At 52.9% G+C, this 22,888-nt stretch carries 22 protein-coding genes and 7 tRNA genes; 22 read left to right on the forward strand and 7 right to left on the reverse strand.

Annotated features, from left to right (window positions below; genetic code table 11):
• Positions 1-40: 40 nt before the first annotated feature.
• The 6 genes from proC to hemW all read left to right on the forward strand — a co-directional run bounded on the left by proC (position 41) and on the right by hemW (position 4,247).
• Positions 41-859 carry a pyrroline-5-carboxylate reductase gene (proC, locus tag NCTC9997_RS12285; protein WP_064978166.1) on the forward strand — a complete coding sequence of 273 codons (819 nt, stop codon included), beginning with the start codon at positions 41-43 and terminating at the stop codon, positions 857-859.
• 28 nt (positions 860-887) lie between these two features.
• Positions 888-1,442 (forward strand): YggT family protein, encoded by a 555-nt coding sequence (locus NCTC9997_RS12290; protein ID WP_010864557.1) that lies wholly within the window; start codon positions 888-890, stop codon positions 1,440-1,442.
• A gap of 11 nt (positions 1,443-1,453) precedes the next feature.
• Complete coding sequence (yggU, locus tag NCTC9997_RS12295) at positions 1,454-1,741, forward strand: DUF167 family protein YggU (protein ID WP_010864558.1); 288 nt, start codon at positions 1,454-1,456, stop codon at positions 1,739-1,741.
• Positions 1,742-1,809: 68 nt separating this feature from the next.
• A complete protein-coding gene (locus NCTC9997_RS12300; protein WP_082935559.1) occupies positions 1,810-2,313 on the forward strand; it encodes a DUF4426 domain-containing protein in 504 nt (167 codons plus the stop codon).
• A gap of 193 nt (positions 2,314-2,506) precedes the next feature.
• Positions 2,507-3,112 (forward strand): XTP/dITP diphosphatase, encoded by a 606-nt coding sequence (locus NCTC9997_RS12305; RefSeq protein WP_064978167.1) that lies wholly within the window; start codon positions 2,507-2,509, stop codon positions 3,110-3,112.
• Entirely contained in the window at positions 3,105-4,247 is a 1,143-nt protein-coding gene (hemW, locus tag NCTC9997_RS12310; protein ID WP_064978168.1) for a radical SAM family heme chaperone HemW, read from the forward strand. The genes NCTC9997_RS12305 and hemW overlap by 8 nt, the downstream gene beginning before the upstream one ends.
• Before the next feature lie 75 nt (positions 4,248-4,322).
• Here the strand turns inward: hemW and NCTC9997_RS12315 are convergent, their stop codons facing one another.
• The 5 genes from NCTC9997_RS12315 to trmB form a co-directional block, all read right to left on the reverse strand.
• A complete protein-coding gene (locus NCTC9997_RS12315) occupies positions 4,323-4,616 on the reverse strand; it encodes a hypothetical protein (RefSeq protein ID WP_010864562.1) in 294 nt (97 codons plus the stop codon).
• A gap of 398 nt (positions 4,617-5,014) precedes the next feature.
• Positions 5,015-5,752 carry a DUF2884 family protein gene (locus NCTC9997_RS12320; protein ID WP_082935560.1) on the reverse strand — a complete coding sequence of 246 codons (738 nt, stop codon included), beginning with the start codon at positions 5,750-5,752 and terminating at the stop codon, positions 5,015-5,017.
• A 67-nt stretch (positions 5,753-5,819) separates the two neighbouring features.
• Positions 5,820-6,740 (reverse strand): glutaminase B, encoded by a 921-nt coding sequence (glsB, locus tag NCTC9997_RS12325; protein WP_039045862.1) that lies wholly within the window; start codon positions 6,738-6,740, stop codon positions 5,820-5,822.
• A gap of 199 nt (positions 6,741-6,939) precedes the next feature.
• Complete coding sequence (locus NCTC9997_RS12330; protein ID WP_010864565.1) at positions 6,940-7,266, reverse strand: YggL family protein; 327 nt, start codon at positions 7,264-7,266, stop codon at positions 6,940-6,942.
• Positions 7,266-7,982, reverse strand: coding sequence for a tRNA (guanosine(46)-N7)-methyltransferase TrmB (gene trmB, locus NCTC9997_RS12335; RefSeq protein WP_010864566.1), 717 nt, complete (start codon positions 7,980-7,982; stop codon positions 7,266-7,268). Before trmB ends, NCTC9997_RS12330 begins: the two co-directional genes overlap by 1 nt.
• 188 nt (positions 7,983-8,170) lie before the next feature.
• On the opposite strand from trmB, the gene mutY reads away from it, so the two are divergent.
• From mutY to NCTC9997_RS12355, 4 genes are all read left to right on the forward strand, one after another.
• A complete protein-coding gene (gene mutY / locus NCTC9997_RS12340; protein WP_064978513.1) occupies positions 8,171-9,256 on the forward strand; it encodes an A/G-specific adenine glycosylase in 1,086 nt (361 codons plus the stop codon).
• Positions 9,253-9,525 (forward strand): oxidative damage protection protein, encoded by a 273-nt coding sequence (locus tag NCTC9997_RS12345; protein WP_064978170.1) that lies wholly within the window; start codon positions 9,253-9,255, stop codon positions 9,523-9,525. Before mutY ends, NCTC9997_RS12345 begins: the two co-directional genes overlap by 4 nt.
• Before the next feature lie 55 nt (positions 9,526-9,580).
• Positions 9,581-10,660, forward strand: a complete 1,080-nt coding sequence (gene mltC / locus NCTC9997_RS12350) for a membrane-bound lytic murein transglycosylase MltC (protein WP_047708176.1) — start codon at positions 9,581-9,583, stop codon at positions 10,658-10,660.
• A 259-nt stretch (positions 10,661-10,919) separates the two neighbouring features.
• Positions 10,920-10,995: transfer RNA gene (locus NCTC9997_RS12355), tRNA-Asn, on the forward strand.
• A 403-nt stretch (positions 10,996-11,398) separates the two neighbouring features.
• On the opposite strand, the gene NCTC9997_RS15185 is transcribed toward NCTC9997_RS12355, so the two are convergent.
• Positions 11,399-11,638, reverse strand: coding sequence for a hypothetical protein (locus tag NCTC9997_RS15185; protein ID WP_167550141.1), 240 nt, complete (start codon positions 11,636-11,638; stop codon positions 11,399-11,401).
• A 147-nt stretch (positions 11,639-11,785) separates the two neighbouring features.
• Here NCTC9997_RS15185 and NCTC9997_RS15190 point away from each other — a divergent pair, with 147 nt between their 5' ends.
• The 9 genes from NCTC9997_RS15190 to NCTC9997_RS12400 all read left to right on the forward strand — a co-directional run bounded on the left by NCTC9997_RS15190 (position 11,786) and on the right by NCTC9997_RS12400 (position 15,908).
• The gene (locus NCTC9997_RS15190; protein WP_010864572.1) at positions 11,786-12,163 is read left to right on the forward strand and encodes a C40 family peptidase; all 378 of its coding nucleotides are present in this window, start codon (positions 11,786-11,788) and stop codon (positions 12,161-12,163) included.
• A gap of 154 nt (positions 12,164-12,317) precedes the next feature.
• Positions 12,318-12,393 (forward strand) — tRNA-Phe (locus NCTC9997_RS12365).
• A gap of 37 nt (positions 12,394-12,430) precedes the next feature.
• Positions 12,431-12,506, forward strand: a tRNA-Asn gene (locus tag NCTC9997_RS12370).
• Between the two features lie 110 nt (positions 12,507-12,616).
• Positions 12,617-13,810, forward strand: coding sequence for a CD0519/CD1768 family membrane protein (locus tag NCTC9997_RS12375; protein ID WP_036769987.1), 1,194 nt, complete (start codon positions 12,617-12,619; stop codon positions 13,808-13,810).
• Between the two features lie 336 nt (positions 13,811-14,146).
• On the forward strand, positions 14,147-15,331 hold the full coding sequence (locus NCTC9997_RS12380) for a NupC/NupG family nucleoside CNT transporter (RefSeq protein ID WP_010864574.1): 1,185 nt from the start codon (positions 14,147-14,149) through the stop codon (positions 15,329-15,331).
• 111 nt (positions 15,332-15,442) lie between these two features.
• Positions 15,443-15,518: transfer RNA gene (locus NCTC9997_RS12385), tRNA-Phe, on the forward strand.
• A gap of 81 nt (positions 15,519-15,599) precedes the next feature.
• Positions 15,600-15,675 (forward strand) — tRNA-Asn (locus NCTC9997_RS12390).
• A gap of 38 nt (positions 15,676-15,713) precedes the next feature.
• Positions 15,714-15,789 (forward strand) — tRNA-Phe (locus tag NCTC9997_RS12395).
• A 43-nt stretch (positions 15,790-15,832) separates the two neighbouring features.
• A tRNA-Asn gene (locus tag NCTC9997_RS12400) sits at positions 15,833-15,908 on the forward strand.
• Positions 15,909-16,197: 289 nt separating this feature from the next.
• On the opposite strand, the gene NCTC9997_RS12405 is transcribed toward NCTC9997_RS12400, so the two are convergent.
• A complete protein-coding gene (locus tag NCTC9997_RS12405; RefSeq protein ID WP_064978172.1) occupies positions 16,198-17,580 on the reverse strand; it encodes an amidohydrolase family protein in 1,383 nt (460 codons plus the stop codon).
• Positions 17,581-18,141: 561 nt separating this feature from the next.
• On the opposite strand from NCTC9997_RS12405, the gene yfcC reads away from it, so the two are divergent.
• From yfcC to hdcC, 3 genes are all read left to right on the forward strand, one after another.
• Positions 18,142-19,617: a putative basic amino acid antiporter YfcC gene (gene yfcC, locus NCTC9997_RS12410; RefSeq protein ID WP_010864576.1), complete on the forward strand. Its 1,476-nt coding sequence runs from the start codon at positions 18,142-18,144 to the stop codon at positions 19,615-19,617.
• Positions 19,618-19,719: 102 nt separating this feature from the next.
• Positions 19,720-20,784, forward strand: coding sequence for a succinylglutamate desuccinylase/aspartoacylase family protein (locus tag NCTC9997_RS12415; protein ID WP_197665209.1), 1,065 nt, complete (start codon positions 19,720-19,722; stop codon positions 20,782-20,784).
• Between the two features lie 750 nt (positions 20,785-21,534).
• Positions 21,535-22,881, forward strand: coding sequence for a histidine-histamine antiporter (gene hdcC / locus NCTC9997_RS12420; RefSeq protein ID WP_064978173.1), 1,347 nt, complete (start codon positions 21,535-21,537; stop codon positions 22,879-22,881).
• The last annotated feature ends 7 nt before the right edge of the window (positions 22,882-22,888 follow it).

Genomic DNA, 22,888 nt, shown 5'->3' on the forward strand with positions numbered 1-22,888 from the left:
GACGCGTTCAGGTTATGGAGCGACAACAAAAGAGATGAATATGGAGCAGCGTAAAATTACCTTTATCGGTGCCGGTAACATGGCGCAAGCGATCATCGCCGGTTTGTTACGTGCAGGCTATCCTGCGCCACTGATCTGCGCCACTAACCGCACGGCAGAAACCCGCCATGCGCTAGCTGATCGCTTCGGGATCCAGACCTCCGCCGATAACCTGAGCGCCGCCGCCGAAGCTGATGTCATCGTGCTCGGTGTTAAACCGCAAAATATGGCCGACACCCTAGCGCCGCTGGCGCCGCTGAATTGGCACGGCAAGCTAGTGATCTCTCTAGCCGCCGGAATTTCCGTGGCGCGGTTACAGCAGTTGCTGTCTGGCGCGCCACAGATTATTCGCGTGATGCCCAATACCCCAGCGCTGCTGGGCGAAGGCATGAGCGGGCTGTTTGCCGCGCCAGCGGTGAATCAAGCCGATCGCCAATTTGCCGATACCCTGCTCAGTGCAGTTGGCAAAACCTGCTGGCTCGCGGCGGAAAGTGACATTAATGGCGTGATCGCCGCCTCAGGCAGTGCGCCGGCCTATTTCTTCTTGTTTATGGAAGCGATGCAAGCCGAAGCGCAGCGCCAAGGTTTTAGCGCCGATACCGCGCGCGCGCTGGTGCAGCAAGCCGCGCTCGGCGCCGCGCGCATGGTGGTGGAAAACCCGCACACCTCCTTGCCGGAGCTGCGTGCACAGGTTACTTCCAAAGGCGGAACCACGGCTGAAGCAATCCGAGTGTTCAATGAGGAACATTTGCCAGAAATGGTTGCCAAAGCCATGCAAGCCGCGGTACAACGCGCACAGGAAATGGAAAAACTGTTTTAATCCTTTTATTTAACCGCAAGGCGTCATAATGCAATCACTGACTTTTTTGCTGAGTACTGTTATCGACCTGTATGTCTTCGTCCTGCTGTTGCGGGTATGGATGCAGGCTGCCCGTGCCGATTTTTACAACCCGTTCTCTCAGTTCGTGGTTAAAGCCACACAGCCGGTGGTTGCGCCGCTCCGTCGTCTGATCCCAGGCTTTGGCGGCTGGGATATCGCCACCATTTTGCTGGTGCTGGTGATCCAAATTATCAAATTCCCACTGCTGGCGATGGTACAAACCGGCGCGGCATTCTGGAGCTTGGGTTACATTCTGTTAGGCGTGCTAGCAACCTTGAAAGCCGCCGGGAAGATGATCTTCTGGGTACTGCTGATCCGCGCTCTGCTGAGCTGGGTGAGCCAAGGCCGCAGCCCGATGGACTATGTGCTGTATCAGCTGACTGAACCGATGCTGGCACCACTACGCCGTATTCTGCCACCGATGGGCGGCTTGGATCTGTCCGTAATGCTGCTGTCTATCATCCTGATTGCCCTGAACTATTTGGGCGCGGATCTGTTCGGCTTCATGTGGATGCAGCTGTGAGTCAGGACAACATGGCCGTTAGCCGTACCGACGAGGCGCTGTTATTGCGCCTCTACATCCAACCCAAAGCCAGCCGCGATCAAATCGTTGGCCTGCATGGGGATGAGCTGAAAGTGGCGATCACCGCGCCACCGGTAGACGGACAAGCCAACGCGCATTTGACCAAGTTTCTGGCCAAACAGTTTCGCGTCGCCAAGGGCAATGTCTGCATCGAAAAAGGCGAGCTCGGACGGCACAAATATGTGCGCATCGAGCACCCGCAGCAAATCCCCGCGACTGTGCAAGCCCTGCTAAACTAACAACACCACGGATCATCGCTATCACCGTATGCTCTGCGGTGGTCATTCTCGGTTTCAAGGAGGAAACCATGCTCGCCTTTACCCACCCTTGCGCTCATGCCTTGCTGCGCCGTATTGCGCTGACTTGGCCATCAGTCTCCCTACGCGGTCTCGTCACGCTGTTGCTCGGCAGTGTATTGCTGCTCAGTACGCCAGCGCGTGCTGAACAATTACAGACCCTCGGTAATCTGGAAATCCACTACAGCGTTTTCCCGTCCACCATGCTAACGCCTGAGATAGCCAGCCGTAATGGCCTGACACGCAGTAACTACCGCGCCATACTGACCGTAACCGCACTGGATGCCAGCGTGGCCGGCAAACCGGCGGTAGATATCAACCTCAGCGGCCAAGCGCAAAACCTGATCGGTAACACCCGCCAACTGAGCTTTAAAGCGGTACAAGAAGGTAGCGCCCGTTATTACTTAGCGGAAATACCTATCGTTAATGAAGAAACCTATCGCTTTACCTTAGATATTCAGTCCAAAACCGCCTCGGGCACCGTGCGTTTTCAGCAGACGTTTTATACTGACTAAGCGTGTTTGAATAACCTTAGCTGCATAACCTTGGCAGAATAAACCCCATTCCCCATACGCGCCGGTCGTGCCCCGCGCAGGCGCGTATTTCATCCTCAACGTTTGGCTTCAATACGCGCGCCACTGGCACCCAGCAGCCAAGCGCGCTACCATCTCGCCCACTGAAACTGATTTGATACAGGCGGATGACGTGATGCAAAAAGCACAACAAAAAGTGGTTTTAGCCACCGGCAATAAAGGCAAAGTGCGTGAGATGGCAGACTTGCTGGCCGCGTTTGGACTGGACGTAGTCGCACAAAGCGAATTTGGGATCGACTCCGCCGAAGAAACCGGCCTGACCTTTATCGAAAACGCAATCCTCAAAGCCCGTCATGCCAGCCGCCTGACCGGTTTGCCAGCCATCGCGGATGACTCCGGTTTGTCGGTGGACTGCCTCGGCGGCGCACCGGGCCTGTATTCCGCGCGCTACGCCGGAGAAAACGCCAGCGATGAAGAGAACCTGCAAAAGCTGCTGGCTGCGATGCAAGACATTCCCGACGCTGAGCGCCGCGCCCGTTTTCACTGCGTGCTGGTATACTTACGCCATGCCGAAGATCCAACGCCGATCGTTTGTCACGGCCAGTGGGAAGGAATGATCACCCGCGCCCCAGCTGGCCAAGGCGGCTTTGGCTACGATCCGATTTTCTTCGTGCCGGAGCTGGGTTGCACCTCGGCCGAACTGACCGCCGAGCACAAAAAGGCGGTCTCGCACCGCGCACAAGCGCTGAAAAAATTACAGGACGCCATGACGCATGCTTGAGTTACCTCCGCTCAGTTTGTACATCCATATTCCGTGGTGCGTGCAAAAATGCCCGTACTGCGATTTTAACTCGCATGCACTCAAGCAAGGGCTACCTGAGCAAGAGTATATCGGCCATCTGCTGAATGACTTGGAAGCTGACCTGCCGCTGACCAGTGGTCGCGAGATCGGCACCATCTTCATCGGTGGCGGTACGCCGAGCCTGTTCTCCGCCGAAGGGATGCAACAACTGCTCGATGGCGTGCGGGCGCGTATTGCGGTAGCCGCCGATGCAGAGATCACCATGGAGGCCAACCCCGGCACCGTGGAAGCCGACCGCTTCACCGGCTATCAACAAGCCGGAATCAACCGCATCTCAATTGGCGTGCAGAGCTTTGCCGCCGACAAGCTGCAGCGGTTAGGACGCATTCACGGGCCGCAAGAGGCGGTGCGCGCCGCCGAGTTAGCCACCGGTTTGGGTCTGCGCAGCTTCAATTTGGATCTGATGCACGGCCTGCCGGAGCAAAGCCTAGAAGAAGCGCTGGCCGATTTGCGCCAAGCCATTGCCCTCGCCCCGCCACATTTGTCGTGGTATCAGCTGACTATCGAGCCGAACACCTTGTTCAACTCGCGCCCGCCAGTGCTGCCAGATGAAGATATGCTGTGGCTGATCTTCTCCGAAGGGCACAAACTGCTGACCGAAGCCGGTTATGAGCAGTACGAAATCTCAGCCTATGCTCGCCCAGGTTACCAATGCCAACATAATCTCAACTACTGGCGTTTTGGCGATTATCTGGGGATTGGCTGCGGCGCACACGGCAAGCTGAGTTTTACCGATGGCCGCATTCTGCGTACGGTGAAAACCCGCCATCCAAAAGGCTATTTGCAAGGGCGTTATACTGATAATCACAGCGAAGTGGCGTTGGACGACCGGCCATTCGAGTTCTTTATGAACCGTTTTCGGTTGCTAGAGCCGGCTCCGCGCGCCGATTTCCCACGCTTTACCGGCTTAAGCGAAGAGAGTATTCGTCCGGCTATCGAGCAAGCCCTGCGCGCCGGTTACATCGAAGAAACCACCACGCATTGGCAGCTGACGGAACACGGTAAATTATTCCTCAACTCCTTGTTGGAGCTATTCATTACGCTCGATGCGTAAGAAAAAAGACAAAGCCCAGAGCCTCCCCGCACGGCGAGACTCCGGGCTTTTTCAAATGATACAATAGCGGCTAACTCAGAGCGACGGCACCCGACGCCAACGACTATTGAGCTCCGGCAATTTCTCCAGCCCTTGGCCATACAAGGATAACAGTAACGGCCAGCCTAATACCGCTACCGCCACCAGCGGGCTCCACTGCCAGCAATACATCGCCCCGACCATCGCCGGCAACGCAAACCAGCGCGGCAAAAACACAATCAGCGCAATGGCAGCCACATAAGACACACTCCAGCCGCCCAGCAAATCGCCAATCGCATACACCGACACCAACGCCAGCACTGCATTAATCGCCAGATACACCATCGCCATGCCCAGACTCCTTTCCGTTCATTACGCCCACATCGACACCACACACCACCAATAACCATGTTATCTATATGGCTTTAATTGAATCGTGTCAGCTAAAGACCATAAACACAAGCGAAGCTGCCCGATTACAGCCAAGCGACAGTCTAAAATGTGACCAAAAACAGAAATACAGAGAGGTAGCCGACCGTTACGTCAGCACACGGGAGCCACGCTACACACCAAGAGAGCATGCTGAAGAAAGCACTAAAAAGGATAAAAAGAGAGACAAAGGGAAAGGGAAAAACAGGAGCGCAGGAAATCTCCTCGGCAATTCCACGGCAGCAGCAGCCAACATTTGGCCGCCACCACCGGTAAGCTATAACAGATTAGCGATATGCGATGGTAAGATTAACGTGAGCTTACTGCGGCAGTAACTGCTCCAGTTTTTGCTGCTGCTGTTGCAAACGCCCTAGGGTATGACAAGCTTCACTGCCTAAGCGGCGAAAGCCCTGCTCCTGACTTTTCCACTCGGCAGACAGCGCATTACGTAAGCTGGCTACCTGCGCCAACATCGCTTTGAGCTGACTGGCGGCATCGCCTTCACTTTGTCGGCTACTCAACTCCTGCAAGCCTTGCTGCAAGATTTCACCCAGTTTTTGCTGCACCAAACGCTCGGTTTCTTGCTGCTGGGCAGGCAATGCATCCGCGAGAACTGCCAGTCCACCGTTTTGATGCACCACGATTTTATCCAGTCGCGCCGTCAGCAAGGCGTGCAGATCACGCAGCTGCGCACGCACTTTACTGTTTCCCCCTAGCTGGCGGATCACCACATCATCGAGGCCTTGCTGCGCCTGCTGTAACTGCTGATGCGCCTGTTTATCCAGCGCCGGTAGCTCTCGGCGTAATTGCTGCTGTAGCACAAATGCCTGCTGCTGAGCGGCCAGATCCAATGTCAGCGGCTGCTGATTACGGCTCACCTCACCTTCTTTGCTGATACGCAGCTGCGTGGTTTTGCCCTGCAACTCCACCGCCTCTGGAGTCAGGTAGATATTCTGGTTCAACGTGTACGGACAAGTCTCCGCCGCCAACGCTGGCAGCGTCATGGCGCCGCCTACCATCGCCATCAGTAGCGCGACTAACATCGGTTTTGCTCTCATCGTTGTTCCTCGTTATTTTCCGCGCCACATTTGTCTGCGTGCTAACAACTTTGATTAAATACCCAGATTAAAAAATCGAGCGTCCTAAGCGCTGCGATAACAGCTCCAACGCTGAGATCCCCGCCAGCGAGTTGCCGTTTACATCTAGCGCTGGTGACCATACGGCGATACTCATCTCACCTGGAATGACGGCCACAATGCCGCCACCGACACCGGATTTCCCCGGCATCCCAACGCGATAAGCAAACTCACCGGCGCCATCATACAGGCCACAAGTGGCCAGCAGCGCATTAATCTGCCGCGTTTGACGACTGGAGATCACCGGCTCGAGCGCGCACAGTGACTGGCCGTGATTGGCCAGGTAGGAAAAGGCGCGCGCCAACTCGGTGCAGCTCATCTTGATGGCGCAGTAGTGGAAATAGGTTTGCAGTACGTCAGTCACATCATTATGGAAGTTACCGAACGATTTCATCAAATAGGCAATCGCCGCATTACGCGCCGAATGGTCAAACTCTGAACGCGCTACCACGCTGTCATAACCGATATCCGCCTGACACGCCAGCTGACGCACCAGATCCAGCATCCGCTGTTTCGGCGCGCTCAAGCGCGTTTGCAGCATATCGCACACCACCAGCGCACCGGCATTGATAAACGGATTGCGCGGTTTTCCGCGCTCAAGCTCAATTTGCACCAACGAGTTAAACGGCTGACCGGACGGCTCTTTGCCGACGCGCTGCCAAATCTCCTCTTCCGAGTAACGCGTTAACGCCAGCGTCAGAGTTAAAACTTTTGAGATCGACTGAATAGAAAAGCGCTCCTGCGCATCACCAGCTTGATAAACCGTGCCATCATTCATGCACACCGCAATACCGAGCCGCTCCGCCGGCACACTGGCCAACGCTGGAATATAATCGGCCACTTTACCGCGACTGATTTGCGGGCGGACCTCTGCCAGAATCTCCTCCAGCAATGCGTTACTCAATATCACTGTCTTTTATCCTTACACCTAGATGTGCTGCCGGCTCGCAGGGCAAAACAAAAATTCCACGTCAAAAAAAAACGGGCTCCGAGGGAGCCCGTTTCAGAGTGCAGATTCACTGAACTACATCATCCGATAACCTGCTACTACCCGACCACATCGAATTATCTCGAATGGGGCCAGATTATAGCGAAGTCAGCGCGGGGAATTAATCCCACCAGACGTCCAGCAGTGGACTAACTTCAACTTCCAGCAGCCCTTGCTTCTCAGCCCATGCTTGAACCAGCGCACGGTGCTCATCTGTACATTTACCCACTTGCTGCAGCACCACCAGACCTTCCCAGTACAGGTAGCCGCTGCCGTCGTAGGACAGGCCATTTGGCTCAATCACTTCGGCGATAAAGGCATCCAGCGCGGCATCGATTTGCTCAGCACTGGTTCCTTCAGGAAACTGCCAATTAACGGTAAAGCCCAGTTCCTGAAACTCATCCACATGCAGCTTTTTACGCAGACGCGCACTACGGTGTTTTGCCATTACTCAGTCCTCTCGAACATCAGGTCCCACACGCCGTGCCCTAAACGGTGGCCACGCTGCTCAAATTTGGTCAGCGGACGGTGTTCAGGACGCGGCATAAAATCATTGCTAGCAGACAGGTTACGGTAACCTGGCGCAGCTTGCATTACTTCCAGCATATGCTCGGCGTAATTTTCCCAGTCAGTGGCCATATGGAACACACCACCGATTTTCAGTTTCACGCGCAGCTGCTCAGCAAACGGCAACTGAACGATACGGCGTTTATGGTGACGCGCCTTATGCCACGGATCGGGGAAGAACAGCTGTACGGTGCTCAGCGAGCCATCCGCAATCATCTTCTCCAGCACTTCGATAGCGTCATGGCACATCACGCGCAGGTTAGTCACGCCCGCTTCATGTGCTGAAGACAGGCAAGCACCCACACCTGGGGTGTGCACTTCAATACCGAGGAAGTTTTTCTCCGGTGCGTTTTTCGCCATTTCCACCAGCGATGCGCCCATACCAAAGCCGATCTCGAGCACCACCGGTGCTTCGCGGCCAAACAGCGCGGTAAAATCCAGCACCTGCTCTTGAAAATCTACGCCCATCTGCTCCCAGTAGTTCTCCAGTGCCAACTCCTGACCTTTGGTCAGTCGACCCTGACGGCGTACAAAGCTGCGGATCTTACGCAGATAGCGGCCTTCTTCATCAAACTCTGGAATGGTAACCTCACCCATGGTCATACCCTGCTGAATTCATCGTCAATCAATCTTAATAGAAGGCGCATTATGCAAAGATGGCCCAACATAGCAAGCAGGATAGCACCGAAAGCCACGGTGAAGGGCGATTCCCTTACCGATTATCCGGTTTACAGCCTGCCAAGGCTGTGATGCAATCACGCTTCCTGCAATTACCCGAGTCAGTTATGCCAACCGCGCACTTCCCTGCAGCTGCCTTTTCCAAGGCCGTGTTGACCTGGTATCACGCCTTTGGTCGCAAGACTTTGCCGTGGCAGCGCCAGAAAACGCCATATACCGTCTGGTTATCCGAAGTCATGCTGCAACAAACGCAGGTGGCCACGGTGATCCCGTATTTTGAGCGCTTTATGCAGCACTTCCCCACGGTCACCGATTTAGCGGCCGCGCCACTGGATCAAGTATTACACCTGTGGACCGGACTCGGCTACTACGCCCGTGCCCGCAACCTGCATAAAACCGCACAAATTGTTGCCGAACAGTATCAAGGCGAGTTCCCGACCGATTTTGATGCCATTTGTGCCTTACCGGGGATTGGCCGCTCCACCGCAGGTGCCATTTTGTCGCTTTCGCTGGGTCTGCACTATCCTATTTTGGACGGTAACGTGAAGCGGGTCTTGGCGCGCTGTTATCGCGTCGCCGGCTGGCCGGGGCAAAAGGCGGTCGAAAATCGGCTGTGGGACATCAGCGCCAAAGTCACGCCGCAAGAGGGCGTGCAGTATTTCAATCAAGCGATGATGGATTTAGGCGCGCTGGTGTGCACCCGCAGCAAACCCAAATGCTCGCTCTGCCCGCTGGCACATGGCTGCGAAGCCTATGCCCACGCCGATTGGCAATCATTTCCCGGCAAAAAGCCTAAGCAGACGCTGCCGGAAAAAGAGGGCTACTTTATTTTGTGGTCGCCACCGGCCGAACTGCCCGATGCGCAGGTCTGGCTAGAGCAGCGACCACCCAGTGGATTGTGGGGCGGCCTATTCTGCTTCCCCCAATTTGCGACCCGCAACGAAGCGGAACAATGGCTGGCCCAGCGTGGTCTGACGGTACGTCGTCAATTAACGGCGTTTCGCCATACCTTCAGCCACTTCCATCTGGATATTATTCCGCTGTTGGTGGTGGGCGAATCCCATCACTGCATGGATGAAGGGCACGGTCTCTGGTATAACTTAGCCCGACCACAAGCTGTCGGACTGGCTGCACCGGTAGAGCGCCTATTGCGCTTGCTACCGGAGGAATTATCTAGCGAGGAATCACGATGAGTCGCACCGTATTTTGCGCCCGCCTGAAAAAAGAAGGCGCTGGACTGGCGTTTCAACTCTACCCAGGAGATCTGGGTAAACGCATTTATGACCACATCAGCCAAGAAGCTTGGCAAGAGTGGCAAAGCAAGCAGACCATGCTGATCAACGAAAAAAAATTGAACATGATGAATCCAGAACATCGTAAATTCTTGGAGCAGGAGATGGAGAAGTTCCTGTTCGAAGGGCAAGATGTTCAGATTGAAGGCTACACTCCACCGAGTGAATAATATTCCATCTATTACCGAAGTGCTGCTGGCGCTTCGGTATGTATTGCCCTGACTTATGAAGAAAAAACTCACTTGGTGTGTGATCCTGCCTCTACTGGCAGCCTGTGCCAGTAAACCAAAGGAAGATCCTTCGCTATACGTTAAAGATACCAACGGCTTCGATATTTTGATGGGCCAGTTTTCGGCCAATATCGAAGATCTGTGGGGTCTGAACGAGATGCTGGTTGCCAGCCGCAAAGACTATGTAAAGTACACCGATCGTTACTATACCCGCAGTCATATCGACTTTGAAAACGGGATGGTGACGGTGGAAACTATCGCCACCCAAAACCCGCTGGATAAGCTGCGTAATGCCATGGTGCATACCCTGTTGATGGGCGACGATCCGAACGGGATCGATCTGTTCTCCGACAGCGATGTGCCTTTTAGCAAGCACCCGTTTTTAGCCGGACAAGTGGTGGATGAGCAGAAAAAAGCCATCACCAACCAGATCCAAGCCGGTCGTTTTGCCGATTATCTGCTGCAAACCAAGCTGAAAAGTCGCCAAATCGGTGGCCGTACCGTGTGGTATGTCGATATTCCGATGATCGCTAACCACTTGAATTATCGCGCTAAGAAATACCTCCACATCGTGCGTAAAGCGTCACGTAACTACAATGTGGATGAAAGCCTGATCTTGGCCATCATGCAGGTGGAATCGAGCTTTAACCCGTATGCGGTCAGCTCGGCCAATGCGCTGGGGCTGATGCAGGTGGTGCAGCACACCGCCGGACGCGATGTGTATAATCTGGTCAAAAATAAAGACGGCACGCCAAGCCGTGATTATCTGTTTGATCCAGAAAAGAATATTGATACCGGTACGGCGTACTTGCATATTTTGCAGACCAACTATCTGGCCAATATTCGCAATCCGGTTTCCCGTCGTTATGCCATGATTTCGGCCTATAACGGTGGTGCTGGGGCGGTGCTGCGGATCTTCTCGCAAGATAAGCAAAAAGCGGTGGATATCATCAACAGTATGTCGCCAGATGAGCTGTACAACGTGCTGACAACTCGCCACCCTTCGGCGCAAGCTCGTCATTATCTGTACAAGGTGAATACCGCGCAGCGTAACTATCGCGGCCGGATAGTCTGACCATCTTACTTAGCCATCAGGCTTAGCGGTAGCCACCGCGAGCCTGAGCCTGCGTACCGAACTCAGATTTACCGAGATCTGGTTTCGGCTACGCAAGCGCTTAAGCGCGATGAGAGGCTCAGCGCAGAAATTATGCGCCAATGACTAAAAAGCAGTCAAACGCATGCCGATAGCGATAAAAAAGTGTCATTGACCGTTGACTCTGGCGAAAAAATCCGTTTAATAGCACCCCGTTAGGCAGACACGTCTGCTACGCAATTCCTCTGTAGTTCAGTCGGTAGAACGGCGGACTGTTAATCCGTATGTCACTGGTTCGAGTCCAGTCAGAGGAGCCAAATTCGAAAGCCCTGCTCAATGAGCGGGGCTTTTTGCTATCTGCGGTTTATTGATTGGTTTATCCGTTATTAACCCCCAGCGCCCTACTCTCAACTCTCTTGGCAAACCTTCAACTTTGCCCTCTTGGCTTCGCTATCACTGGGTAATAAATCGGCGCGCTGTCGGTTTTTATTCCAAATACGTCTGCACACACACATTTTATGAAACTTTTTGACTAAGACATGTTCTGACATCTTACGTTGCCATTTGTATGCCGAATCGGTATCCGTCACTGCATGAAGTGGCTGACACCGTATACCGTCCGGCAGGAACTCACCAGATAGTATTATGATGAGCTTCACTACCGCAGCTTTGCTGCGTCCCATATTGTTTTTTTTGTTTTTGTTTGGCTGTTCGCTGCCTTTAAGCTGCTACGCCGCGCATCATCAACGTGCGACGGGCCACCATCAGCTGACGCATCGTAAGCGCAAAGCGCGCCAGCAAAAACCCACGCACCGGCATACACCGTCGCGCCAACACGCCAAGGCAACGCACGCGCCAGCGCTTACGCATGCACATTCGCATGTCTCGCATTCTGCGCATGCCGTTCAGCATTCCCATACGCACACAGGACATCACGCGCAGACCAAGGCTACGCATCACTCTAATCACCCTCACCGCCGACACGCGGAGAAACACCCAGCCAGATCTGCCCATCTGAAACATCATCTGCGTAAACACATCGATAAGATTCGTATCGCCAAACGACTAGTAGTACGTAAAGCGATTCGCCAGTTAGGGAAACCCTATGTGTATGGGGGCAGTTCACCGCGTACCGGTTTTGACTGCAGCGGCTTGGTCTACTTTATTTATGACAAGATGTTCACCCCGCACCTGCCGCGCACCGCGAACAACATGTTCCATATGCGCAGCGCCAGCCGAGTACGGCGCGGGCAATTAGAAACCGGCGATCTGGTGTTCTTCCATATCCATAGCCCGCAGCACAGCCACGCAGACCATGTGGGGATCTATTTGGGCAATAATCGCTTTATTGAAGCGCCGCATACCGGCAGCCGCATTCGCATCAGTCATCTGGATAATGATTACTGGCGTAAACACTATCTGGGCGCGCGTCGATTGCTGGAAACGGCCAAAATCAGTTTGCCGCCGCAGCTGCATTGGGAGTAAGCCGCAAGACCACTAAATAGGGCGAGCAACGCACCAGCCATTGACCGGTAAGCAAGGGAAACAGTGCTGTTTTTTGCAGCACCCGATAATGGGCGCTGATTTTTATACTTGCTATCTGCCCTACTTCATGGCTTAATACGTCCCGCATTGCGCTGCCCGGATAGCTCAGTCGGTAGAGCAGGGGATTGAAAATCCCCGTGTCCGTGGTTCGATTCCGCGTCCGGGCACCATCGCCTTTTCGATGGTCGAGTGCATGCCACAATCAATTCCTCTGTAGTTCAGTCGGTAGAACGGCGGACTGTTAATCCGTATGTCACTGGTTCGAGTCCAGTCAGAGGAGCCAAATTCGAAAGCCCTGCTCATTGAGCGGGGCTTTTTTGTTGCGTCTATTGGTTGCCGCCAGCCCTGCGAAAGCGTTATCCTTCCCGCCTTAAAATCAACCAGAGATGTGATATGACTACGCAAATACCCGACGACAGCAAAATCCTTCAAAAATTAAGAATAAAACAGTGGGTTGAACCGGTATTAGTCTTATCTATTCTCGGCGTGTTGTTCAGCTATCTGGGTAACCAGATGGGGCTGTCGGCCATGGTGAACACCATTTTCAACACCGCCCACCAACTGCTGCTCAATACTGTGCTGTTCATTATGGGGATCACGGTACTTTCTGGTGCATTGAGCCAACTGCTGAGCGAGTTCGGCGTGATCCGCTTGCTAGAAGTGCTGCTGGCGCCATTGATGCGCCCAATCTATCGCCTGCCGGGGCGCTGTGCGCTGGCCGGTCTGATGACCTTTTTCTCCGATAACCCCGCAGTCATTAGCCTAGCCAAAGACGCACGTTTTCGTCGTGGCTTGCGCCCGTGGCAGCTGATCTCGCTGACCAACTTCGGTACCGCCTTTGGCATGGGGCTGATTGTGGTGACCTTTATGGCCACCTTGCAGTTAGGCCCTGAGCACAATACGGTGCGTGCCGCCCTGCTCGGTCTGGCCGGCGCACTGATTGGCTCTGTCGTAACCACCCGCTTAATGCAGCGCATGGTGCGCCCACTGGTCGGTGATGAACCGTTAGACTGCCAGCAGCCAGAAGCCTCCGAGTTGGAGCAGTTTCAGGTAAGTCACGAAGAAAACAGCGAGAATACGCCAGTATGGCTGCGTATTTTGAACTCGCTGCTGGATGGCGGTAAATCCGGGGTCGAGCTTGGCATGGCGGTGATCCCTGGGGTGTTGATCATCAGCACCTTTGTGATGCTACTGACCTTTGGCCCAGGGCCTGAAGGTTACACCGGCGCAGCCTTCCAAGGAGTGGCGCTGCTGCCAGCTCTGGCGGCTAAAGCGGGTTTTGTGTTTGATTTCCTGTTTGGCTTTAAGCACCCAGAATTGGTGGCCTTCCCGGCAACCTCGCTCGGCGCGGTGGGCGCGGCCATGTCATTGGTGCCGCCGTTTATCAGCAAAGGGCTGATCACTGGTAATGAAATTGCGGTCTTCACTGCGATGGGAATGTGCTGGAGTGGTTTTCTCAGCACCCATACCGCGATGCTGGATGCGCTGGGCTATCGCTCGCTGACTTCACGCGCCATTGCCGCACACACCGTGGGCGGTTTAGTGGCCGGGATCAGTGCTCACCAGCTGTTTGTCCTGTTCGGCTAATGCGCTAAGCATTACCTCAATATACGATGACGCCCGACTCGCATTGCCGTTGCGAGCCGGGCGTTTTTGTTTGTGACCTTGAGCCTTCATACCGCATTCAACGCAAGTTCAAGCCGAGCGTGAAACGCATTCGGCCATCACGGATTGATAAAATTGCCAGATATCTGGCCAAACTTTCCCAGTTAAGCGCTATTTTTCACCGCTTGAATAGCCTTTGTCCGTGAGCTAACGCCATTCAAATGTAAGCATTCGTATTTTTGTAATACACTTCAAACTATAAATTCGACAATCCAGTATCTTGCTTCTCGTTTTGTGAGCCGACTCGGTATTTCATGTATGAAAATTATTCATTTTGTTCTAGGACTTGTTGTGGTCTTCGCCTTGGCTCTGCTGGCGAGCAAGGATCGTAAGAAGATAAAACTGCGTTACATCGCGCAGCTCATCGTCATCGAGCTGTTCCTGTCCTACTTCTTGCTGCACTCTTCAGTCGGCTTGAGCCTCGTCACTGGGCTGTCGGACGTCTTTAACAAACTGCTGGAATATGCCGGCGACGGAACCAACTTTGTGTTCGGCGGCCTGCTGAATAAAGGCGAGTTCAGCTTCTTCTTGCTGGTGCTGATGCCGATTGTGTTTATCTCGGTGCTGATCGGTATTTTGCAGCATATCCGCGTACTGCCGGTGGTGATCCGCTTTATTGGCTTAGTGCTGTCTAAGGTCAACGGCATGGGCAAGATTGAGTCGTTTAACGCCATCAGTGCCATGATCATCGGCCAATCGGAAAACTTCATCGCGTATAAAAACGTGCTGCATCGCATCTCTGAGCGCCGGATGTACACCATGGCGGCGACGGCAATGTCGACGGTTTCCATGTCTATCGTGGGCTCGTACATGCAGCTGATCGAACCACGCTATGTGGTAGCGGCGCTGATCTTAAACATGTTCAGTACCTTTATCGTGCTATCGATCATCAACCCGTATGACAGCGAAGCCGAAGACGATCTGACCAATATCGAAACCGATGAGCACAAGCTGACCTTCTTTGAAATGCTGGGCGAATACATTCTGGCAGGCTTTAAAGTGGCGGTGATTGTTGCGGCGATGCTGATTGGTTTTATCGCGCTGATCTCGATGATTAACCATATCTTCAGCGCCCTGTTCGGTATTAGCTTCCAAGACACCTTGGGCTACCTGTTCTACCCAGTCGCGTGGCTGATGGGCATTCCACACGCCGAAGCGCTGCATGCCGGTAGCATCATGGCCACCAAGTTGGTCACCAACGAGTTTGTGGCGATGATGGAGCTGAAAAAACAAGCGGCGACCTTAAGCGCTCACACCGTTGGGGTTATCTCCATTTTCCTGGTCTCTTTTGCCAATTTCAGCTCAATCGGCATTATTGCCGGCGCAGTGAAAGGTTTGGATGAAGAGCGCGGTAATATGGTGTCACGCTTTGGCCTGCGCCTGCTGTACGGCTCAACCTTAGTCAGCGTGTTGTCAGCTCTGGTTGCCGGTTTAATGCTATAAAATAACCATTTAGCTGAAAAATGAGTCAAACGGGCGTATTCTGACGGATTTATTGCAAAAGGGTGTTGACTCAGCTGCCCAAAACCCGTTTAATACGCCCCACAACGCGCTGCCCGGATAGCTCAGTCGGTAGAGCAGGGGATTGAAAATCCCCGTGTCCGTGGTTCGATTCCGCGTCCGGGCACCACTTCTCTTTGTCACTCAGTGAACTGTAGAAATGGTGGCTTGATAAAGCAACGTGTTGCGCTGTGTAAGCAGCAAGAACAATTCCTCCTTAGTTCAGTCGGTAGAACGGCGGACTGTTAATCCGTATGTCGCTGGTTCAAGTCCAGCAGGAGGAGCCAAATTAACGTCGAGTTAATTGAGTTAAAGCGTTTGGTGTGCCCGGATAGCTCAGTCGGTAGAGCAGGGGATTGAAAATCCCCGTGTCCGTGGTTCGATTCCGCGTCCGGGCACCATCTTTAATCTCGTATAACATTATCTCGGTGTGAACAATTCAATTCCTCTGTAGTTCAGTCGGTAGAACGGCGGACTGTTAATCCGTATGTCACTGGTTCGAGTCCAGTCAGAGGAGCCATACAAAAAAAGCCCTGCTCATTGAGCGGGGCTTTTTTCTTTGTACTTCTGTTCGTGACCTGTTTGTCCCCTTCCCTTTGCCTGTTCCCTGTTCATTATTGAATGGTAAATAGTGAATGTTGAAAACCTTCACTCTGCCACCGCTCTAGCGCAGTTCTACCGTAATGAAGCACAATTAACGTTGAGCGCAAAAAGGGACAACCATAGCGCGATCAGCCGATAAAAAAATGGCGTGTTGCCACGCCATCTCGGGTTAACCCACAATACCGCACGCCGTGAGGCGCAGTGGCTTAATCCATACTTTTGGCTTTTTGCGCCAAACCACGGGCGAACTCAGCAATATCAGCTTCAATCGCTTTCATCTGCTGACGATTTTGCTCGATGTCATAGGTTTTCAGCTGCTTGTCTTCTACCACAATGCGGCCATTGATAATGGTGGTATCCACATTGGCTGGATTGGCTTGGAACACCAAGGTGGCGAACGCATCATAGTTCGGCATCATGTTTGGTGAGCGGGTTTCGACCACAATCACATCCGCCAGTTTACCCGCTTCCAGCGAGCCCACTTTGTCGGCCATATTCAGTGCCTGCGCGCCGCCGATAGTGGCCATGCGTACCACCACATCTGGAGTCATGATGGTGCGATCTTGATATTTCAAACGCTGCATGTTGCTGGCGTAACTTAAGGTGCGGAATAGATCGACCTGATTGGAGCTCATCGGGCCATCGGTGCCTAAGCCGACTTTCACGCCTTTATTCAGCATCTCATAAGCGCGGGCAATACCGGTCGCGCCTTTGGCATTGGCCATTGGGTTGTAAGCCACCGCCGCACCACGCGCTTTGATCAAATCCAGATCGCCATCTTGCAGATGGATGGCGTGCGCCAGCAGTACGCGCTCATTAAGCACGCCAATCTCATCCATATACTCCACCACCGATTTATCGGTCAGCTTCAGGCGTTTGTCTTCATCATCAAACTCGCCCACATGGATCATCACCGGCACTTGGTATTCTTTGGCCAGTGCGGTGATCTGCTGCATTTTCTCTTTTGATACGGTGTACGGTGCGTGCGGCGCAAAGGCCGGCGTGATCAGCTCATCATTCTGATAGGCTTTAATCACGTTGACCGCATAGTCGATCCCGCCATACGGCTCTTTGGCATCCACCACCGGGAATTTGATCACCGTTTCCCCGAGTACCGCGCGAATGCCGACTGCTTTGCTGGCCTTGGCCATTTCATCAATGTGGTAGTACATGTCAGCATAAGTGGTCACGCCGGACATTGCCATATCAATGCTACCGTGCACGGTGGCTTTATAGATCAGATCGCGGCTGAGTTTTTCCCCTTCCAGCGGGAAGAAGTAAGCAAACAGACGGTTTTTGATCCCCTCTTCCCCTAGCCCACGAAAAGCCACCATCGGGATATGGTTATGGGTGTTAATCATCCCAGGCATGATGATGCCTTCTTCAGCATCAATCACTTTGGCGGCGCGATAACGCTCCAGCAACTTAGCATCGCCGACCGACACGATTTTGTTATCGCGGATCACCACCACACCGTTATCAATCACGGTGTTGTTCTGATCCATCGTCAGCACAGTACCGTTTTTGATAATAATGCTGGCCGCTTCGCGCGGCTCGCTCAGTGAGCTACAACCCGCTAACGCTAACATGCTGAGTAATATTGTTTTTTTAAAGTAATGTTTCACCACTGCACCTATCCATCTTCTTCACAAGCGATAAAGGTTGCCGAAATTCGGCGCGGCCATGGTAAGCAAATCAGGCTGGGAATACACAGAGCGGTGGTGGAAGCGTTGCCAAGATCTCTTTTTGGCCGGCTTTCCGCATACATATCGGTAGCCTCGATACTTGCCACCGATATAAAGAAAACTTGTTGTTGTGTTTTTACAGAGTCAGCCGCGCCTAGCGAAAAGCCACAAACCGGCAGCGAAAACGTGCATAGCCCGCCAGCCTCAAACCTCATCAATTCATACAATTTGGCAGCAAAATGGTTATAAATTACGCCGTAATTTTACAGGTGTGAATTTTATCCTGTTATGGCGATATTTTATGCTTTACGGCTGAAATAGAGTTGCCGTAGTATGCAAAACGCAAACGTATGCAAAAAGAGAACATTTCCATTCATAGATATTACGATAGCAACAGGGTAAGTTGAATTCATGAGCACGCCATCCTCCACCACTCAGCTCAAGGCCGCACCAAACCGCTGGCAGATGCCAGATACACTGGTGATTATTTTCTTTGTCGGCCTGTTGGCTGCGGCTCTCACCTACTTTATTCCGGTAGGTGCTTTTCAGGATCAAACCGTACATTACGTACTGGACGGCGTGGAAAAGACCCGCAAAGTGGTTAACCCCGACTCGTTCTCTTACGTGATGGATGCCGCCGGCGCGCCGGAGTACAAACGCATTGCGCTATTTGCCACCGGCGATGATGTCGGCCTGCTGAACTTCCCATTTGAAGGGCTGGTATCCGGCGACAAATGGGGCTCGGCGATTGGCGTGATCATGTTCATGCTGGTGATCGGCGGCGCGTTTGGCATTGTGATGCGTACCGGCACCATCGATAACGGGATTTTGCGCCTGATCGACAAAACCAAAGGCAACGAACTGCTGTTTATTCCGGTGATGTTTACCCTGTTCTCATTGGGCGGTGCGGTATTCGGAATGGGCGAAGAGGCGATTGCCTTTGCCATTATTATCGCGCCATTGATGGTGCGCTTAGGTTACGACAGCATCACCACCGTGATGGTGACCTATGTGGCGACCCAGATTGGTTTTGCGACTTCGTGGATGAACCCGTTTAGTGTGGCCATCGCGCAAGGCATTGCCGGTATTCCGGTGCTGTCAGGTGCCAGTGTGCGTATCGGGCTGTGGTGCCTGTTTACGCTGGTCGGCATCGCCTTCACCATGCAATACGCAATGCGGATTCGTAAAAACCCTGAGCTTTCGTACAGCCGCCGCACCGATGCGCACTTTCGTAGCCAAACCGCCGATCTGCAAAACAGTCGTTTCGGTTTAGGCGATGTACTGGTACTGCTGACCGTGCTGGCCGTTACCGTGTGGGTGATCTGGGGCGTAGTGGTGCATGCTTGGTACATCCCCGAGATTGCGACTCAGTTCTTTACCATGGGTCTGGTCGCCGGTTTGATTGGCGTGGTTTTCCGCCTCAATAACATGACCTTGAACGATATCGCTTCGGCGTTTCGTGATGGCGCGGCGGTGATGATCGCCCCTGCGCTGTTGGTCGGTTTTGCCAAAGGGGTGTTGCTGCTGGTAGGTAGCGGCGGTACAGGGGAACCTAGCGTGCTGAACAGCATTTTGCACAGTGCCTCGGGCCTGATTGGTGGCGTACATGACTCGCTGGCCGCGTGGTTTATGTTTACCTTCCAATCCATCTTCAACTTCTTTGTGACCTCGGGCTCCGGTCAAGCCGCGCTGACCATGCCGCTGATGGCGCCGTTGGGCGATCTGGTGGGGGTAAGCCGTCAGGTCTCCGTACTGGCATTCCAGCTCGGTGATGGCTTTACCAACGTGATTGTGCCGACCTCGGCGTCCTTGATGGGCACACTGGGGGTCTGCCGTGTGGATTGGGGTGATTGGGCGCGCTTCTGCTGGCGCTTTATGCTGCTGCTGTTTGTACTGGCCAGTAGCGTTGTGGTGATCGCGCAGCTGTTTGGCTACCACTGATCCAACACGTTCTCTCGGCGCTGACCACAATATCAGCGCCCGTTTTTCGCGGGATGCCTAAGATGGCGTCCCGATTCTATTTTATGCTACGGGGATTATTGTATGTCCGTGAACACTGCTGCGGCCGCTCTGCCGACCACTGACACGCCCATGACCAACGCGCCAATGGCGACCTGCTTTACCGAAGATCGCATTGATGGCAAAGCGGTCGTCAGCCATCTCAATAGCGCCGATCTGCCGACCGGCCGTCATCTGTTCTACTTTCGTCCGCAAGACATGGCCAGCGGTCAGGGCTGGTATGTGCCGGTAAGCGTAATTCAAGGCGCGCGTCCGGGTAAGCGCCTGCTGATCACCTCAGGCGTGCACGGCGATGAGCTCAACGGCGTTTTGTGTGTGCAGCAACTGATGCGCGAGCTGGACCCGGCTCAAATCAGCGGTACCATCACGCTGGTCTCCGGCATGAACGTTCCGGGGATCTTAGCCGGTAGTCGCGATTTTATCCCCAGCGATCCGGATGCCTCGCCGGTCAACCTCAACCGTCTGTTCCCGGGCGATGCCAATCACCCAACTGCTGCCGGTCGCTATTTGAATGCGCTGTGGCAGCACCTACTGACCCCGAACGCCGATTTCACTCTCGATCTGCACACTCAGACCCGCGGCGCGGAATACCCGCTGTATGTGTTTGCCGATTACCGCATCGATGCCTGCGTGCGTATGGCGCACCTGATGGCGCCGGATTGCATTTTGGACGATCCGGGCGATGCCGGCGTGCTGGAAACCGAATGGAACCGTCGTAACGTGCCTTGTATCACCGTGGAAGTTGGTACCGCCAAGCGCTACCAACCGGCGATGGTGAGTCGCACGCTGCAGGGCATTTACAACATCCTGCGCGACCAAGGCATGCTAGAAGGCAACGTGATTGCGCCAGCCGCTGCGCCGGTGGAAGGCAAAGCCACCACCACCTTACGCGCTAAGCGCAGTGGCTACGCGCTCCCGCAAGTCATTCTCGGCCAGCAAGTGGTCGCTGGACAGTTACTGGCTATCCAGTGGAATGCATTTGGCGAAGAGATTGAGCGCTATCATGCGCCGTGCGCCGGTTATGTGCTGAGTATCAATAGCGATCCGCTACGCGAAAGCGGCAGCTTGCTGGTGCGCTTGCTGCACTAAAATTAGTTAGAAATATTAGTTAGGCATGAGTGAAGCTCATCTCATCTGACATATTTCGTCTCGCGACCGCGATATTGGTGTCAGGAGCTTCCGTTGGTGTTGCATGCCCTGCGTGGCAGGCAACACCAAGACCGCACCCACTGCACTCCGCTAATTCCCTCTCTTTCGTGCACAATTCTCTGCCCTTCCTACTCCTTGTCATCAATTTCCTCACCATCAACCACCAAAACTGAAATATCCCCCTTTCTGCGCCTATTTATTTTCCATGTCTTTCTGTGTCGTTTTATTTCTCTCGCCATCGCAATTAGCATAAAAAATCAAAATTAACGCAGTGAATGCATAATTAATGCATGTTAGTCGCATGATTAATGGGCCTGCGCCATTTTGCGATCTAAATCACAAAACTTATTTGTATGACGATTATTATTAGGAACAGGTAGCTTGTATTTGTTAAGTCTATTTTGGAACAAAAGATGGAACTTCTCAGTATTAATCAAAGCTGGTCAACTTACAGATTAAATCTCATCATTACCACCTATGGTAATGACTCTGATTACGCCTACTGCATCTCTAGCCTCTCTTGCTAATTCAAAAGCTATTTCTCTAATAGCTTTTATCCCATACAGCACAAATTTATCTTTTCATATCTATTGATCCGTGCGGCCTTATTACGTCTGTAAATTGGCTCACCGTTATCGATGGAATAAATTTGCGCACCCATAAAATCACAATTTAATCCAGGGAATAACAATGTCTGATATGAGTGTATCTCAGGCACACAAAATAGGTGTGCTCGCACTAACGTTAGTGACTGCATCAAACATGATGGGATCGGGTGTATTTATGCTGCCGACCAACTTGGCCGGTATCGGCTCCATTTCAATTTATGGTTGGCTAATTACCATTATCGGCGTAATGTCACTGGCACTGGTATTTGCCAAAATCAGTTTAATCAATCCGAAAGATGGCGGCATTGTGGCGTATGCGAATGATGCGTTTGGCCCATTTATTGGTTTTCAAAGCACCATTTGCTATTGGATTAGTGCTTGGATTGGTAACGTTGCCTTACTGGTTGCCGGTGTTGGTTATTTAAGTTTCTTCTTCCCCGAATTAAAAGACCCTACTATTGGTAGTGTTACCGCCATCTGTATTCTGTGGGCCTTTATTGCCCTCGCCAGCTTCGGTGCTAATGTGGCGACTAAAGCACAATCATTTACTGCCTTGTGTGGTCTGATTGTTATTCTGGGTGTTGGCTTAGTCGGTTGGGCTTGGTTTAACCCACAAACTTATTCCCAAGTTTATAACGGCACCGGTGGTAGCAATATGCATGCGATCTTATCCGCAGCATCGATTGCACTGTGGGGCTTCTTGGGGGTTGAATCAGCGGTGGTCGCCTCTGGCCAAGTTAAAGATCCAGAGAAAACCGTGCCGAAAGCCACTGTGTATGGGTTATTAATTACCTCCGTATGCTATGTCGGTAGCTGCGCAGTGATTATGGGTATTGTTCCTCACGAAGTATTAATTAAATCCCCTGCGCCATTTGCCGCTGCTGCTCAATATATGTTTGGCCCAATGGCCGGTAATATTGCATCAGCCTTAAGTATCATTGCCTGCTTTGGCTCTATCTCTGGCTGGTTAATCTTACAATCTGAAGCGCCAAAAGCCGGTGCCAAATCAGGGCTGTTCCCGAAATTCTTTGGTGAGGTGAATAAAAACAACGTGCCGATGAAGAGCTTGATCTTCACCGGTGTGCTGATGAGCATTGTGCTACTGATGACCGCGTCACCTAACCTGGCTGACCAATTCCAGATCATTATCTTGATGTCGGTATTCGCCTCACTGCTGCCGTACATGTACGCCATCATTGCTCTGCCAATCATCATGGCCGCCAAGAAACTGGATACTGGCCGTAAATTCTATGTTTATGCGCTACTGACCGCACTCGGTATGGTCTATTCCATCTTCGCGCTGCTGGGCTCCGGTAATGACTCCATCTTCTGGGGTGTTGTCATGCTGCTGTGCACTATTCCTCTGTACTCCTTTGTCGCGGCCAAAAAAGCGCACGCGGGGAAAGTGGTTGTTAACGCAGATATCTAATTCAGTT

Source organism: Plesiomonas shigelloides (genome assembly GCF_900087055.1).
GTDB classification, from domain to species: Bacteria; Pseudomonadota; Gammaproteobacteria; order Enterobacterales; family CAMTGL01; genus Plesiomonas; species Plesiomonas shigelloides.